We start from the raw sequence: 15,081 nt of genomic DNA on the forward strand, positions 1-15,081 counted from the left end.
AATGAGGTCGCCACCGGCCGGGCCCGGGTGAGATCCTGGGATCCGTATGTCTACTTCCTTCGCCGATCTCCAGTCCCAGCTCGGACAGCTCTCGCTCCGTGACGCGAACCGGCTCGGCCGGCGCCTCGAAGGAGCGCGCCGCATCCGCAAGCCCGAGGCCCGCCAGTCCGTGCTGGACGAGATCGCGGCCGAGGCGGGAAAGGCGGCCGACCGGCTCGCGGCGCGCGCGGCCCGGCTGCCGGCCCTGTCGTACCCGGAAGAGCTGCCGGTCAGCCAGAAGAAGGACGAGATCCTGGAGGCGATACGCGACCACCAGGTCGTGATCGTCGCCGGTGAGACCGGGTCCGGGAAGACCACGCAGATCCCCAAGATCTGTATGGAGCTGGGGCGCGGCGTCCGGGGCATGATCGGGCACACCCAGCCCCGCCGGATCGCCGCCCGTACGGTCGCGGAGCGCGTCGCGGACGAGCTGAAGACGCCGCTGGGCGAGACGGTCGGCTGGAAGGTCCGCTTCACCGACCAGGTGAACCCGGAGTCGACGTATCTGAAGCTGATGACGGACGGCATCCTGCTCGCCGAGATCCAGACGGACCGCGAGCTGCTGGCATACGACACGATCATCATCGACGAGGCCCATGAGCGGTCGCTCAACATCGACTTCCTGCTCGGCTATCTGGCCCGGCTGCTCCCGAAGCGCCCGGACCTGAAGGTCGTCATCACTTCGGCGACCATCGACCCCGAGCGGTTCGCCCGCCACTTCGGCGAGGCCCCGATCGTGGAGGTCAGCGGGCGGACGTACCCGGTGGAGGTCCGTTACCGGCCCCTCCTGGAGGAGGACAGCGAGGACTCCGACCGCGACCAGATCACCGCGATCTGCGACGCCGTCGACGAACTGGGCCACGAGGCCCCCGGCGACGTCCTGGTCTTCCTCTCCGGCGAGCGCGAGATCCGGGACACGGCGGACGCGCTGAACAAGCGGAACCTCAGACATACGGAGGTGCTCCCGCTCTACGCGCGCCTCTCGCACGCCGAACAGCACCGCGTCTTCCAGCGCCACACCGGACGCCGTATCGTCCTCGCGACCAACGTGGCCGAAACCTCACTGACGGTCCCCGGCATCAAGTACGTGATCGACCCGGGCAACGCCCGGATCTCCCGCTACAGCCACCGCACCAAGGTCCAGCGGCTGCCGATCGAGCGGATCTCCCAGGCCAGCGCCAACCAGCGCAAGGGCCGCTGCGGCCGTACGTCGGACGGGATCTGCATCCGGCTCTACTCCGAGGACGACTTCACCACCCGGCCGGAGTTCACCGACCCGGAGATCCTGCGGACCAACCTGGCCTCCGTCATCCTCCAGATGACCGCCGCCGGGCTCGGGGACATCGAGAAGTTCCCCTTCATCGACCCGCCGGACCACCGCAACATCCGCGACGGCATCCAGCTCCTCCAGGAGCTGGGGGCGCTCGACCCGGGCGAGAAGGATCCGAAGAAGCGGCTCACCCCGCTCGGCCGCAAGCTCTCCCAGCTGCCCGTCGACCCGCGCCTGGCCCGCATGGTCATCGAGGCCGACAAGAACGGCTGCGCCCGCGAGGTCATGGTCATCGCCGCCGCGCTCTCCATCCAGGACCCGCGCGAGCGGCCCGCGGAGAAGCAGACCCAGGCCGACCAGAACCACGCCCGGTTCAAGGACGAGACGTCCGACTTCCTGGCGTATCTGAACCTCTGGGCCTATGTGCGCGAGCAGCAGAAGGAGCGCGGCTCGTCCTCGTTCCGCCGGATGTGCAAGCAGGAGTATCTGAACTTCCTGCGCATTCGCGAATGGCAGGACATCTACGCGCAGCTGCGTACGGTCGCGAAGCAGATGGGCATCACCGTCGAGGAGCCCAAGGCCGAGGCGTCGATTCCCGAGCAGGCGGTGCACACCTCGCTGCTGGCCGGTCTGCTGTCGCACATCGGGCTGAAGGACACCGAGAAGAACGAGTACGTGGGCGCGCGCAACGCCAAGTTCGCGATCTTCCCGGGGTCGGCGCTGTTCAAGAAGCAGCCCCGGTTCGTGATGTCGGCGGAGCTGGTGGAGACCTCCCGGCTCTGGGCGCGGGTCAACGCCAAGGTCGAGCCCGAGTGGATCGAACCGCTGGCCCAGCACCTGGTGAAGCGCACCTACAGCGAGCCGCACTGGGAGAAGGACCAGGCGGCGGTGATGGCGTACGAGCGGGTCACCCTCTACGGTGTGCCGATCGTCGCCCAGCGCAAGGTCAATTTCGGCCGGATCGACCAGGAGGCCTCGCGGGATCTGTTCATCCGCAACGCCCTGGTCGAGGGCGACTGGCGCACCCACCACCAGTTCTTCCACGACAACCGCAAACTCCTCGGCGAGGTCGAGGAGTTGGAGCACCGCGCCCGCCGCCGCGACATCCTCGTGGACGACGAGACGCTCTTCGACTTCTACGACCAGCGGATCCCCGAACACATCGTGTCCGGGGCGCACTTCGACTCGTGGTGGAAGAACAAGAAGCGCGAGGAGCCGGACGCGCTCGACTTCGAGCGCTCCATGCTGATCAACGAGAAGGCCGGGGCCGTCACCAAGGACGACTACCCGGACTCCTGGCGGCAGGGGAAGCTCAAGTTCAGGGTGACGTACCAGTTCGAGCCCGGCGCGGACGCGGACGGCGTGACCGTCCACGTACCGCTCCAGGTGCTCAACCAGGTGACGTCCGAGGGCTTCGACTGGCAGATCCCGGGGCTGCGCGAGGAGGTCGTCACCGAGCTGATCCGCTCGTTGCCGAAGCCGATCCGCCGGCACTACGTCCCCGCGCCGAACTACGCCGACAAGTTCCTGGACCGGGCGGTCCCGCTCCAGGAGCCGCTGCCGCAGACGCTGGCGCGCGAGCTCCAGCGGATGGTCGGCGTGCCGGTCACCGCGGACGACTTCGACCTCTCCCGGGTCCCGGAGCACCTCAAGATCACGTTCCGGATCGTCGACGAGCGGCGGCGCAAGGTCGCCGAGGACAAGGACCTGGAGGCGCTGAAGCTCCGGCTGCGGCCGAAGGCCCGGCAGGCGCTTTCCAAGGCGGCCGCGGCGACCGCGGGACCGTCCGGAGAGTCCATCGAGCGCTCGGGCCTCACGGACTGGACGATCGGCACGCTCAACAAGGTCTTCGAGACCCGTCGGGCCGGCCAGCCGGTCAAGGCGTATCCGGCCCTCGTCGACCAGGGCGAGACCGTGGCCGTACGTCTCTTCGACACCGAGGCCGAGCAGCAGCAGGCGATGTGGCGCGGCACCCGACGGCTGATCATGCTGAACATCCCGGTGAACCCGGCGAAGTTCGCGTCCGACCGGCTGAGCAATCAGCAGAAGCTGGCCCTCTCCCGTAATCCGCACGGTTCGGTGCAGGCCCTCTTCGAGGACTGCGCCACCGCCGCGGCCGACCGGCTGATCGCCGCGCACGGTGGACCCGCGTGGGACGAGAAGGCGTTCCGGACGCTGTACGACAAGGTCCGCGCCGATCTGGTGGACCTGACCGTCCGCACGATCGACCAGGTGCAGCAGATCCTGGCCGCCTGGCAGGCGAGCGAGCGCCGGCTGAAGGCGACGAACAGCCTGACGCTGGTGGCCAACGTCACGGACGTGCGCGAGCAGCTGGCCCGTCTCGTACCGCCCGGTTTCGTTACGGCCACCGGACTGCGCCGGCTGCCGGACCTGATGCGCTACCTCGTGGCGGCCGACCGGCGGCTCCAGCAGATGCCGACGGCCGTCCAGCGGGACACCACGCGGATGGCGAAGGTCCACGAGATGCAGGACGAGTACGCCTGGCTGCTCGAACAGCTCCCGCAGGGCAGGCCGGTGCCGCAGGAGGTGCTGGACGTCCGCTGGATGATCGAGGAGCTGCGGGTGAGCTACTTCGCCCATGCGCTGGGCACCGCGTTCCCCGTCTCGGACAAGCGGATCGTGAAGGCGATCGACGCGCTGGCACCCTGACGCGGAGGCTCCGGCAGGGCCCGCGAGGCGGTGACGGAGTCACCACCAGGAGTGAAGTCGACCTGGACCTCCCACCTCCTGTACAGTCTGGTTTCGCAGCAAGCCGCAAGGCAAGCGGCGAAAACCTGGTCCTGTGGAGCAGTTTGGAGTGCTCGCCACCCTGTCAAGGTGGAGGCCGCGGGTTCAAATCCCGTCAGGACCGCAGTGGAAGAAAGCCCGGATCGTTTCGATCCGGGCTTTCTCGCGTCCTGCCCCGCGTCTTGACGGCTCCATCCGCCGCGGGTACCCCGTAGAAGCAGAGGCTGTCCCTGTTTCCCGGCGCCCCCCGGCGTTCTTCGGCGCTTCTCGGCGCTCTCGGCACTGCTCGGTGCTTTCTCGGCACTGCTCGGTGCTTCTCACGGCGGGGGACGTCCGGGCCGGGCCCACCGGGAGGTGGCTCGTATGTCCGCGTCCACAGCACGACACGAGACCCGCGCGTTGCTGCGCGCCCATCTGGCGGCCGCTTCCGCCTATCGCCACCTCACCCGGCACTGTGCGGTCTGCCACCGCCTCCTGCGCCTCGCCATGGAGCCCGGGGCGGCCCCGGGGGCCGGAGAAGAGGGCGAGCCCGCCCCGGACCGCTCCGGCGCCTCCCAGGACGCCGCCGGGCGGCCGGACGGGAACGAGGACGAAAGACCCCCGACGACACGACCATCGGCCGGGTGACTCCGCGTTCCGACAGTGGCAGGCTCGGAGTTGGCAAGCATCGGGCAGTGTGACGGTAGTCACCGAAAGAGTTTTCAGACCGGGGGATTTTACGCCTCCCCTACAACTAGTGAATTTAATATGTGCAATTGCACGGGGGCGGTGGACGCGCGAGGACCGTTCCGTCCGGGGCTGTCCCACCGCGTCCGGGACGCTCACCCACACTCCCGCACAGACCCGCTCACAGACCCACGAAGGCCCCCGTCGGCCCCCTGAAGCCGACCGACCGCCCGGTTCTGGAACGGGCGGCCGGAGGGGCCGGGAACGGCCCGCGAGGGCCCGAAGAGGCCGGCCCGGCGGCGCGAAACCCGGGGTGCGGAACCCGGGCACAAAAAAGATCGCGCTGGACCCGGCGGAGTCCAGCGCGATCGATACGACGACACCCGTAAGACACAGGTATGACGCCCGTTGGGGCAGGCGTCCGTCGAGTGGAGCTATGGGTGGACGGCTGAGGTTGGGGGACCTGGCAGCTGCCCGGTTGGTGATGCTGTGCTGCTGTACTGCGGTGGTGCTGTACTGCTGTGCTGCTGCGTGGCAGGGGTGTGTCAGGCCTCGCTGCGCTGCTGCGGAATACCCGCAAGCAGTGCGCGGACCTCAGCCTCGCGGTACCGGCGATGTCCACCGAGCGTGCGGATGGACGTGAGCTTGCCAGCCTTGGCCCAACGGGTGACCGTCTTCGGGTCCACGCGGAACATCGTGGCAACCTCAGCCGGGGTCAGCAGCGGCTCGGCATCAGGGGTGCGAGCGGTCATGAGCGGCCTCCTCGGGAGAACCGAACCTTCTCGGTTCTTTCCTCTAAATTCTGCACCTTGACCCGCGTTGCCCGAAATGGCGGACGCGGGCCGAGTCGGTTATAGGACGAACGGCTTGTCCTCGGCACTACAACTACACCATCCGTCCAGCCACGTCGGCCAAACCGATGGAATTGCCCTCCCAGGTGTTCATCAGCGACGGAAGCCGATGGACCATGCCATAGCGGACAGTCACGCCCCGGTGACGATCAGTCACAGAGCGATCAGGAGTCGTCAGACCCCCCATAGAGTGCAATGTCGAGCATTCTGCCCTTACTTGGACAGAAGGAGCCCCCCCCGGACTCCTTGTCCTATTTTGGCATGAGGGGTAGGGATAGGCGCAAGGGCCCCGTTAGTGCTGTCCATCACGCTTGAGGCAAAGGCCCGGTTCGGGACGTAGGTCCTGGGCCCAGCGACGTACGCTTCCGCCTCACCCATCACACGCGCCACACAGGACGCAGGTTCACGGCCCGTCAGTTGATCGTCGGACCCTCTTCGCCGCCCTCCGCCGAGGCGGCCCGGCTTCCTCCTCCTTCCGGCTCCGAATGAAGGATGCCCCGGTTCCATCACCTTGATGCCACTGTGGGCCTTTTCACGTCAATTGGTGAACTGGAGGTCCCTGACCGCCCGCCAGCGCTCCGCGAGCCGCGCGTACGCCTCTCCCGCACCCTCGCTGTCGCCGTCCCGCAGCGCGGTGAGCCCCTCCGCCACATCCGCCGCCGACCGATCCCCGGCGAGCCGTTCCGCCGGCAGCGCGTGGACGAGGCCCCCGTAGTCCAGCTCGACCAGCGAGCGCGGATGGAACTCCTCCAGCCAGCGCCCCACGTCCACCAGGCCCTCGGTCAGCGGACCTTCGGGAACGCTCTCGCGCAGGGTCCGCAGCGCCCGCGCCAGTCGGCGCCGGGCCTCGACCATCCGGGTGCGGTAGCGCAGGACCGGCGCGGCCCCGTCCTCGTCGGCCGCCGCGTACTCCCGCTCCTCGTCGTGGAAGAGGACGAACCAGCGCACCGGGACCTGCCACACCGTGGTCCGGATCCAGGGCCGGGCGTCCGGGTGGAGCCGCTGCCAGCGCTCGTGGTCCGCCGTCGCCTGGCCGCGCACCACCGCGGGCAGCAGGGCGTCGAGCACGTTGGCCGGAAACATGCCCCCCAGCTCCTCCAGTGCCAGCCAGCCCCGCAGCCTGGTCCGCCACGGGCAGACGCACACCACCCCGTCCAGCTCCGCCACGAACGCGTCGCCGCTCTCGTGCACGGGCACCCCGACCGGCGGCGTCGACGCCAAGTCGGCCAGCGAGCGGCGCAGTTCGTCCTGGGCCGTGGGGAGCTCGTCGCGCTGCGCGTAACGCGCCCAGTGGCTCCGCTCCGGCTCGGCGAATGCGGCGAGCGGCTCGTAGATCCGGAGGTAGGACGTGTAAGGGACGAGCACCGAAGACACCACCGACATGGAGCGCATCGTGTCATGGCTCCGCACCACCGGAGGGTGATCCTTCGCGCAGGGGCAGATCCGCGCCGCCGGAGGACTTACGCTCTTGCCCATCGGACCGGCCGAGCCGGTCGGTCCGGGGCCCTCCCCACCCCTAGGAGGGCCTCCGCCGCTTCGTTCTTTGGGAGTCACCACAGTGACCGATGTGACTAGCGGGCACGTTGACGTACTGCAGACCCTGTTCCACTCGGATCAGGGGGGCCACGAGCAAGTCGTGATCTGCCAGGACCGTGCCAGCGGCCTCAAGGCCGTCATCGCCCTCCACTCCACCGCCCTGGGCCCGGCCCTCGGCGGTACCCGCTTCTACCCGTACGCCTCCGAGGCCGACGCCGTCGCCGACGCGCTGAACCTGTCGCGCGGGATGTCGTACAAGAACGCCCTCGCGGGCCTCGACCACGGTGGCGGCAAGGCCGTCATCATCGGCGACCCGGAGACGATCAAGAGCGAGGAACTCCTCCTCGCCTACGGCCGGTTCGTCGCCTCGCTCGGCGGCCGCTACGTCACCGCCTGCGACGTCGGCACCTACGTCGCCGACATGGACGTCGTCGCCCGCGAGTGCCGCTGGACCACCGGCCGCTCCCCCGAGAACGGCGGCGCGGGCGACTCCTCGGTGCTCACCGCGTTCGGTGTCTTCCAGGGCATGCGGGCCTCGGCCCAGCACCTGTGGGGCGACCCGACGCTGCGCGGCCGCAAGGTCGGCGTGGCCGGCGTCGGCAAGGTCGGCCGCCACCTCGTCGGGCATCTGCTCTCCGACGGGGCCGAGGTCGTGATCACCGACGTCCGCGAGGAGTCGCTGCGCGCGATCACCGACCTGCACCCCGAGGTCACCGTGGCGGCGGACACCGACGCGCTGATCCGCACCGAGGGCCTGGACATCTACGCGCCGTGCGCGCTCGGCGGCGCGCTGAACGACGACACCGTCCCCGTGCTCACCGCGAAGGTGGTGTGCGGCGCGGCCAACAACCAGCTCGCGCACCCGGGCGTGGAGAAGGACCTGGCCGACCGGTCGGTTCTCTACGCACCCGACTACGTGGTCAACGCCGGTGGCGTGATCCAGGTGGCCGACGAGCTGCACGGGTTCGACTTCGACCGGTGCAAGGCGAAGGCGACGAAGATCTTCGACACCACGCTGGAAATATTCGCACGTGCGAAGGCGGACGGGATTCCGCCGGCCGCAGCGGCCGACCGGCTCGCCGAACAGCGGATGGCGGAGGCGCGCTCCCGCTGACCGGGCGGCGCCCGACGACCCGCCGGCCGACGAGACAAGACTCACGCCCGTCGGCGGGTCGTACCTCCACAAGAGGTTAAAATCGCAGTTGACCAGCGAGGACGGGGCTCCTCACTGGCCCTGTGCCGGGGACCGGAATGCGGGCGGCGTACCGTATGGCCACGGAAGCAGGTACCGTTAAAGCTCTACGGGCGCGGTCTCTCTGTCGAGAGTCCGTCCCGAAACATGAACGCGTGTCAAGACTCTGGGGCCGTCGAGCCCCGTCACCGAGGGGGTCGAGCCATGGGGCGCGGCCGGGCAAAGGCCAAGCAGACCAAGGTCGCCCGCCAGCTGAAGTACAGCAGCGGCGGGACGGACCTGTCGCGTCTGGCCAATGAGCTGGGCGCATCGCCTTCGAGTCAGCCACCGAACGCAGAGCCGTTCGAGGACGACGAGGAAGATGACCCGTACGCACAGTACGCGGATCGCTACAACCAGGACGATGACGAGGATCAGGACGATCAGTCCGGTCCCTCGTCGCAGCGCCGCGGCAGCTGACCTCGCCTGACACATCAACCCGGTCCGGGCCTGCCCCGGGCCGGGTTCTGTGTGTCCCGATCCGGCCGTGCCCGGTGCGGCCCGGCTTCCGTTCCGACCGTTCCGTGCCCGGTGCGCCGGGCGGTCCGCCCGGCGCACCACGGCGTACGGCTCAGCGTGCGTAGCTTCCGGTCAGTTCGGCGCCCGTGGCGTGGTCGCCGCGGTCGGTGATCTCACCGGCGACCCAGGAGTCGACCCCGCGGTCGGCCAGCGTCGTCAGTGCCGCGTCCACCGAGTCGGCCGGGACGATCGCGATCATGCCGACGCCCATGTTCAGCGTCTTCTCCAGCTCCAGCTGCTCGACCTGACCGGCCTTGCCGACCAGGTCGAAGACCGCGCCCGGCGTCCAGGTGGAACGGTCCACGGTGGCGTGCAGACCGTCCGGGACGACCCGGGCCAGGTTGTTCGCCAGGCCGCCGCCGGTGACGTGGCTGAAGCCGTGCACCTCGGTCGTCCGGGTGAGGGCCAGGCAGTCCAGGGAGTAGATCCGGGTGGGCTCCAGGAGCTCCTCGCCCAGCGTGCGGCCGAACTCCTCGACCTCGCGGTCCAGCGTCCAGCCGGCCCGGTCGAAGACCACGTGGCGGACGAGCGAGTACCCGTTGGAGTGAAGACCGGAGGACGCCATGGCGATGACCGCGTCACCCTTGCGGATACGGTCCGGGCCGAGCAGTCGGTCGGCCTCGACCACGCCCGTACCGGCTCCGGCGACGTCGAAGTCGTCCGGGCCGAGGAGACCCGGGTGCTCGGCGGTCTCGCCGCCGACCAGGGCGCAGCCGGCCAGGACACAGCCTTCGGCGATGCCCTTCACGATGGCCGCGACACGCTCGGGGTGCACCTTGCCGACGCAGATGTAGTCGGTCATGAACAGCGGCTCGGCGCCGCAGACGACGAGGTCGTCCACGACCATGCCGACGAGGTCGTGGCCGATGGTGTCGTACACGCCCATCTGACGCGCCAGGTCCACCTTGGTGCCCACACCGTCGGTGGCGGAGGCGAGGAGCGGACGCTCGTAGCGCAGAAACGCCGAGGCGTCGAAGAGACCGGCGAACCCGCCGAGCCCGCCGAGACCGGCGACCTCGGGGCGCTGGGTCTTCTTCACCCACTCCTTCATCAGCTCGACGGCACGGTCACCGGCTTCGATGTCGACGCCGGCCGCCGCGTAGGAAGCACCTGTTGTCTCAGACATGGCCTGGGATCTTTCGTGTGGAGATACGGGGCTGGTGGGGGATGCGGCGGCGCGTCCGGGTCACGGACGGCGCAGCGCGTCGGCCGCGGCGGTCGCCGCCGGGCCCGCCGCCAGCTCGGTCTCCAGCAGCTGCTTGCCGAGCAGCTCCGGGTCCGGGAGGTCCATGGGGTACTCACCGTCGAAGCAGGCGCGGCAGAGGTTCGGCTTGTCGATCGTCGTCGCCTCGATCATGGAGTCGATCGAGATGTACGAGAGCGAGTCGGCGCCCATGGAGGTGCAGATCTCGTCGACGGTCATGCCGTTGGCGATCAGCTCGGCGCGGGTCGCGAAGTCGATCCCGAAGAAGCAGGGCCACTTCACCGGCGGCGAGGAGATCCGGATGTGGATCTCGGCCGCTCCGGCCTCGCGGAGCATCCGGACCAGGGCGCGCTGGGTGTTGCCGCGGACGATCGAGTCGTCGACGACCACCAGGCGCTTGCCCTTGATGACTTCCTTCAGCGGATTCAGCTTGAGCCGGATGCCGAGCTGGCGGATGGTCTGCGAGGGCTGGATGAAGGTCCGGCCGACGTAGGCGTTCTTCACCAGTCCGGCGCCGAACGGGATGCCGCTGGCCTCCGCGTACCCGATCGCGGCGGGGGTGCCGGATTCCGGGGTCGCTATGACGAGATCCGCCTCGACGGGGGCCTCGGCGGCCAGCTTCCGGCCCATCTCCACCCGGGAGAGGTAGACGTTCCGGCCGGCGATGTCGGTGTCAGGACGGGCCAGGTAGACGTACTCGAAGACACAGCCCTTGGGCTTCGCTTCTGCGAATCGCGAGGTGCGCAGACCGTTCTCGTCGATGGCGACGAGCTCGCCCGGCTCGATCTCGCGTACGTAGCTGGCGCCGCAGATGTCGAGCGCGGCGGACTCCGACGCGACGACCCAGCCGCGCTCCAGACGGCCGAGGACCAGCGGGCGGATGCCCTGCGGGTCACGGGCGGCGTAGAGCGTGTGCTCGTCCATGAAGACCAGCGAGAACGCGCCCTTGACGTCGGGGAGCACCTTGGCGGCGGCTTCCTCGATGGTCAGCGGCTTGTCGTCCTCGTCGCGCTGCCCGGCGAGCAGCGCGGTCACCAGGTCGGTGTCGTTGGTCGCGGCGACCTGGGTGGCGCGGCCGTCCTTGCGCGGGAGGTCGGCGACCATCTCCGCGAGCTGGGCGGTGTTGACCAGGTTCCCGTTGTGGCCGAGGGCGATCGAGCCGTGCGCGGTGGCACGGAACGTCGGCTGCGCGTTCTCCCACACCGAGGCGCCGGTGGTGGAGTAGCGGGCATGACCGACCGCGATATGGCCCTGGAGGGAACCCAGAGACGTTTCGTCGAAGACCTGCGAGACCAGTCCCATGTCCTTGAAGACCAGGATCTGGGACCCGTTGCTCACTGCGATGCCCGCGGATTCCTGTCCGCGGTGCTGCAGGGCATACAGTCCGAAATAGGTGAGCTTGGCGACCTCTTCACCCGGAGCCCAGACACCGAAGACGCCGCAAGCGTCCTGGGGGCCTTTCTCTCCGGGGAGCAGGTCGTGGTTGAGTCGTCCATCACCACGGGGCACGGCACCGAGTGTAGGCGAGATCGACCACTGGTCCGAATTGGGGACCGATGGGCAAACGCACGGTGGAGCACGGGGAACGGGCCCGCCGGCCGCCCGGAGCGGGCGATTCGCGGGACTTCGATCAATTACGCTGGGTGACGGCCGCACCGGTGGCGCGACCTTCGCCGGGGGAACGCGGGGCTCACTTTCGGGCCGAGAGGCCTGTTACCAGCCAGTAAGGATCATCGGCGGCGGACGGGCGGCCGTGGCGCTCGGTGAACGCGCCCCCGGCCCGGCCCGGCCACCGGCCGAACGCCCGTTTCGTGGTGAGCCTCACACCGGGGAGCCGGGTTCAGCCGTGCTGGGAGCTGTTTCCGGCCCCGGGGGACGCGGCCGTGGCGCCGATCCCCTTGCCGCCCTCCGCGGTGACCGTAAGCGTGCTGCCCTTGATCGTGTACGTCGTCGAGCCCTTCAGGGCCGCGAGCACGGCGCGCTCCACCGCCATCTCCTGCTCCGGGCACATCCTGCGGGTGCCGGCCACCGGCCCGAACGTGATCGTGCCGTCCTTGACCGTCGCCTTCCCGCGGAAGGAGTTGCAGCCGGAGTGGCCCTGCACGGCGCCGTCCTCGGAGAAGGTCAGATACGGCGTCCGCTCCTTCGGCAGATCCGCCGGCACCGTGGTGGCCGTCTGCCCGCTGAGCAGCGTGGTCACCGTCCACCGGGTGCCGACCAGGTCGGCGGGCTTCTCCTCGCTGAGGGCCATCGTGTCGCCTCCTTCGGTGGTGAGGGTCAGCTTGTCGCCGGAGAGCTTCGCGGTGTGCTCGCCGCCCATCGCGTCGATGGCGGCCTTCTCGAACTTCTCGACGTCCTCCCCGCACGCCATCTGCGTGGTGACGGGCTTGCCCAGGGTGATCCGGTCGCCCTTCACCCGGGCGTCCACGCTGATGTGGTTGCAGCCGAAGTGGGCCTTGGCCCGGCCCTTCGGGTCGATCTCCAGTCGGGAGCCCTCCGGGGCCTCGGTCTTCTTCCCGCCGACGGTCACGGAGTCGACGCGCCACGCCACCCCGGTGACCGGGACATCGCTCTGCACGGCGTCCCCGCCGTCGCCGGAGCCCTTGGCGGAGCCGGGACCCGACTCCGTACCGCAGGCGGCGAGGGCGAGGAGGGCCAGGACACTGACGCTGAGGGTCGTACGTTGTGTGCGCATGGCGATGTGACGGAACGGGGCCCCGATCCGGTTCCGCCGCCTCCGGTTCCGCCCGTTCCGCCGTGGGCCGGGCCGCCCGGGCCTCTCAGGTCAGCAGCGGGAGCAGCGCGGCCAGGTCGGCCCGCTCCCCGCTGGCGCTGACCTCGGCTTCCTCCAGGGCCCGCGCCCACTCCGTACGCCCGGTGGCGAGCCGGATCCAGGTGAGCGGGGAGGTCTCCACGACGTTGGGCGGGGTACCCCGGGTGTGCTTGGGCCCGCCGATGCACTGGACCACCGCGAACGGCGGGACGCGCACCTCGACCGATCCGCCGGGCGCCCGGTCCGCGAGGGTGTCCGCCAGCAGCCGGGTGCAGGCGGCCAGGGCCTGCCGGTCGTACGGGATCTCCGCGTCGAGCGCCTCGTTCAGGTCGTCGGTGTGGACGATCAGCTCGACGGTCCGGGTGACCAGATAGTCGGTCAGCCGCATGGAGCCGACCAGGGTGGGCAGCAGCCGGTCGCCCGTGCCGGTGGCGGGGACGTCCGCGAGGAAGGCCGCCTCCACCTGCTCGTACAGCGCGAGGAGGTCGGGGCGGGCGGCCGCCGGGGCCGGGGCCTCGGGGTCCCTGACGAACGCCGCGACGGCCGGCGGCCACTCCAGGAGGGTGGTCGCGGGCTTGGGTCCCGGCGGCTCCGGCAGGGCCAGGTCCCGGCTGACCGAGCCGAGCCCCTGGGCGATGTGCGCGACCAGATCGTGCACCGTCCAGTCGCCGAGCCGGGTCGGCCGGGCGAGCTGGTCGGGCGTCAACGAGCGGACGGCGTCGCGGACATGGGCGTACTGGGCGAGGACCGCCGTCCGGGTCCTGAGGTGGTCGTAGGCGCGCGGGCGCTTCTTGGCCGGGGGCATGGAGCCGAGACTAACCGGCCCCACCGACCTTCCCGGTCGGGGCCGGGGCGGCCTGCTCCCCGACCGTGAACGTCTCGCCGTTCGCCGGGACTCCGACGCCCCGCCAGGTGAACGGGACGCCCCGGGCCGAGTCCGGGTCCGGGCCGTCCATCAGGTGGAAGTGGAGGTGCGGTTCGGTGGTGTTGCCGGAGTTCCCCACGCGCCCGAGCCGCTGTCCGGCGCGGACCCGGTCCCCGGGCCTCACCCGGAGCGAGCCGCGCTGAAGGTGGGCGTAGACGGCGTACGTGCTGTCGCCGAGGTCGAGGATGACGTGGTTGCCGATGATCCGGTGCACGCCGATGATCGACCGGACATTGCCCTCGATGAGCATCAGGTAGAGGAGCGCGGGCAGCGAGGTGCGGCTCAGGTGGTCGCGCCGGCCGTCGCTCGCGCGGACGACCGTGGCGTCGGCCACCGCGAGGAGCGGGGCGCCGAACGCCGGGAAGGCGCGGTTGCGGCGGAAGAACGGCCAGAGCCAACGGAACGCCGGCCGGGCCGGGGGCTCGCCCTCCCCCGCCTCCGGGTCGGCCACGATGTCGATCGCGTACGTCTGTCCGTACACGTGCGTTCCATGGCTCGGCACCTTGTCGGCCGGGCTGTTCAGGGCCGTCCAGCGTCCGGTGACCGGCGGGCCGACCTCCACCGGGGGCCGCGGCTCGCCCCTGGGTGCGGCGGCCCGGGCCTGAAGGGTCGTCGTGGCCACCATGAGGGCGAGCACGACCATCGCGGGCAGGAAGGTGGTCGCCCAGCCCGGTCCGGGCAGATCCGTGACGAACTCGCCGATCATCAGCGCGAACAGGACCAGCCAGGACAGTCGCATGGCGACCGGGACGGCTGTGCGGACAGACATGATCATTCCCCCTGGTGTTCCGACGGCTCTCGTCGGCTTCAGGGCCGCGCCGCCGTCAGCACCACCAGCAGCGGCACGACCCGGGCGGGCGGCACCTCGTACCGGCCGCGCCCGGCCGCGTGCAGCCATCCCGCGCCGGTCAGCTGGCGCAGATGGTGGTAGATCTGGCCGGTGGTCCCGGCCCCGTCGAGCGCGGCCAGTTCGGCGGCCGTCCTCAGGCCGCCGAGGATCTCGCGGAGCAGGCGCAGCCGGACCGGGTGGCCCAGCGCGGCGAACGACTCGGCCGTGTCCGCCCAGTCACCGTCGAACAGGGCCTCGGTGAAGGCGCCGTACTGCCATCCGTACTGCTCACCGGTGGGCAGCCGGACCGAGCCCGTGTAGAGCACCCCTCCGTCGGCCCCGGCCTCCCCGGCGTCGGCGAGCTGCTGTTTCAGCCCTTCCAGCGCCCAGAAGTCGCCGTCGCCCAGGCGGGGGGACCCGGGGTCCTGCCGCTCCAGCGCCGTGAGCCGCCGCTCCAGCTCGGCGACCCGCTGTTCCAGCTCCATCACAC

Annotated in this window: 12 protein-coding genes and 1 tRNA gene; 5 read left to right on the forward strand and 8 right to left on the reverse strand. The window is 70.2% G+C overall.

All coding sequences use genetic code 11. The features are described from left to right. Positions 1-46: 46 nt before the first annotated feature. From hrpA to KV381_RS17120, 3 genes are all read left to right on the forward strand, one after another. The gene (gene hrpA, locus KV381_RS17110; protein WP_218785574.1) at positions 47-3,979 is read left to right on the forward strand and encodes an ATP-dependent RNA helicase HrpA; all 3,933 of its coding nucleotides are present in this window, start codon (positions 47-49) and stop codon (positions 3,977-3,979) included. 127 nt (positions 3,980-4,106) lie between these two features. Further along, a tRNA-Asp gene (locus KV381_RS17115) sits at positions 4,107-4,181 on the forward strand. A gap of 239 nt (positions 4,182-4,420) precedes the next feature. Next, positions 4,421-4,684, forward strand: a complete 264-nt coding sequence (locus tag KV381_RS17120; protein ID WP_218785576.1) for a DUF6274 family protein — start codon at positions 4,421-4,423, stop codon at positions 4,682-4,684. Between the two features lie 584 nt (positions 4,685-5,268). On the opposite strand, the gene bldC is transcribed toward KV381_RS17120, so the two are convergent. Both bldC and KV381_RS17130 read right to left on the reverse strand, forming a co-directional pair. Continuing rightward, positions 5,269-5,475, reverse strand: a complete 207-nt coding sequence (gene bldC, locus KV381_RS17125) for a developmental transcriptional regulator BldC (protein ID WP_003949541.1) — start codon at positions 5,473-5,475, stop codon at positions 5,269-5,271. Positions 5,476-6,111: 636 nt separating this feature from the next. After that, entirely contained in the window at positions 6,112-6,957 is an 846-nt protein-coding gene (locus KV381_RS17130; RefSeq protein ID WP_030076791.1) for a hypothetical protein, read from the reverse strand. 175 nt (positions 6,958-7,132) lie between these two features. Between KV381_RS17130 and KV381_RS17135 the strand changes: the two genes are divergently transcribed. After that, the gene (locus KV381_RS17135) at positions 7,133-8,224 is read left to right on the forward strand and encodes a Glu/Leu/Phe/Val dehydrogenase dimerization domain-containing protein (RefSeq protein ID WP_030076793.1); all 1,092 of its coding nucleotides are present in this window, start codon (positions 7,133-7,135) and stop codon (positions 8,222-8,224) included. Positions 8,225-8,506: 282 nt separating this feature from the next. Then, positions 8,507-8,761, forward strand: coding sequence for a DUF3073 domain-containing protein (locus KV381_RS17140; RefSeq protein ID WP_030076794.1), 255 nt, complete (start codon positions 8,507-8,509; stop codon positions 8,759-8,761). 151 nt (positions 8,762-8,912) lie between these two features. Here KV381_RS17140 and purM read toward each other — a convergent pair whose 3' ends face one another. The 6 genes from purM to KV381_RS17170 all read right to left on the reverse strand — a co-directional run bounded on the left by purM (position 8,913) and on the right by KV381_RS17170 (position 15,076). Then, complete coding sequence (purM, locus tag KV381_RS17145; protein ID WP_030076795.1) at positions 8,913-9,986, reverse strand: phosphoribosylformylglycinamidine cyclo-ligase; 1,074 nt, start codon at positions 9,984-9,986, stop codon at positions 8,913-8,915. A gap of 60 nt (positions 9,987-10,046) precedes the next feature. Further along, on the reverse strand, positions 10,047-11,573 hold the full coding sequence (gene purF, locus KV381_RS17150; protein WP_030076797.1) for an amidophosphoribosyltransferase: 1,527 nt from the start codon (positions 11,571-11,573) through the stop codon (positions 10,047-10,049). Positions 11,574-11,904: 331 nt separating this feature from the next. Then, positions 11,905-12,759: an META domain-containing protein gene (locus KV381_RS17155; RefSeq protein ID WP_030076800.1), complete on the reverse strand. Its 855-nt coding sequence runs from the start codon at positions 12,757-12,759 to the stop codon at positions 11,905-11,907. An 85-nt stretch (positions 12,760-12,844) separates the two neighbouring features. Beyond that, positions 12,845-13,642 (reverse strand): maleylpyruvate isomerase family mycothiol-dependent enzyme, encoded by a 798-nt coding sequence (locus KV381_RS17160; protein ID WP_193464663.1) that lies wholly within the window; start codon positions 13,640-13,642, stop codon positions 12,845-12,847. A 10-nt stretch (positions 13,643-13,652) separates the two neighbouring features. Further along, complete coding sequence (locus tag KV381_RS17165; RefSeq protein WP_218785578.1) at positions 13,653-14,531, reverse strand: M23 family metallopeptidase; 879 nt, start codon at positions 14,529-14,531, stop codon at positions 13,653-13,655. A gap of 38 nt (positions 14,532-14,569) precedes the next feature. Beyond that, positions 14,570-15,076, reverse strand: coding sequence for a helix-turn-helix transcriptional regulator (locus KV381_RS17170; RefSeq protein ID WP_218785580.1), 507 nt, complete (start codon positions 15,074-15,076; stop codon positions 14,570-14,572). Positions 15,077-15,081: the final 5 nt, after the last annotated feature.

The sequence above is a fragment of the Streptomyces sp. WY228 genome (assembly GCF_019287315.1).
Taxonomy (GTDB): Bacteria; Actinomycetota; Actinomycetes; order Streptomycetales; family Streptomycetaceae; genus Streptomyces; species Streptomyces caviscabies.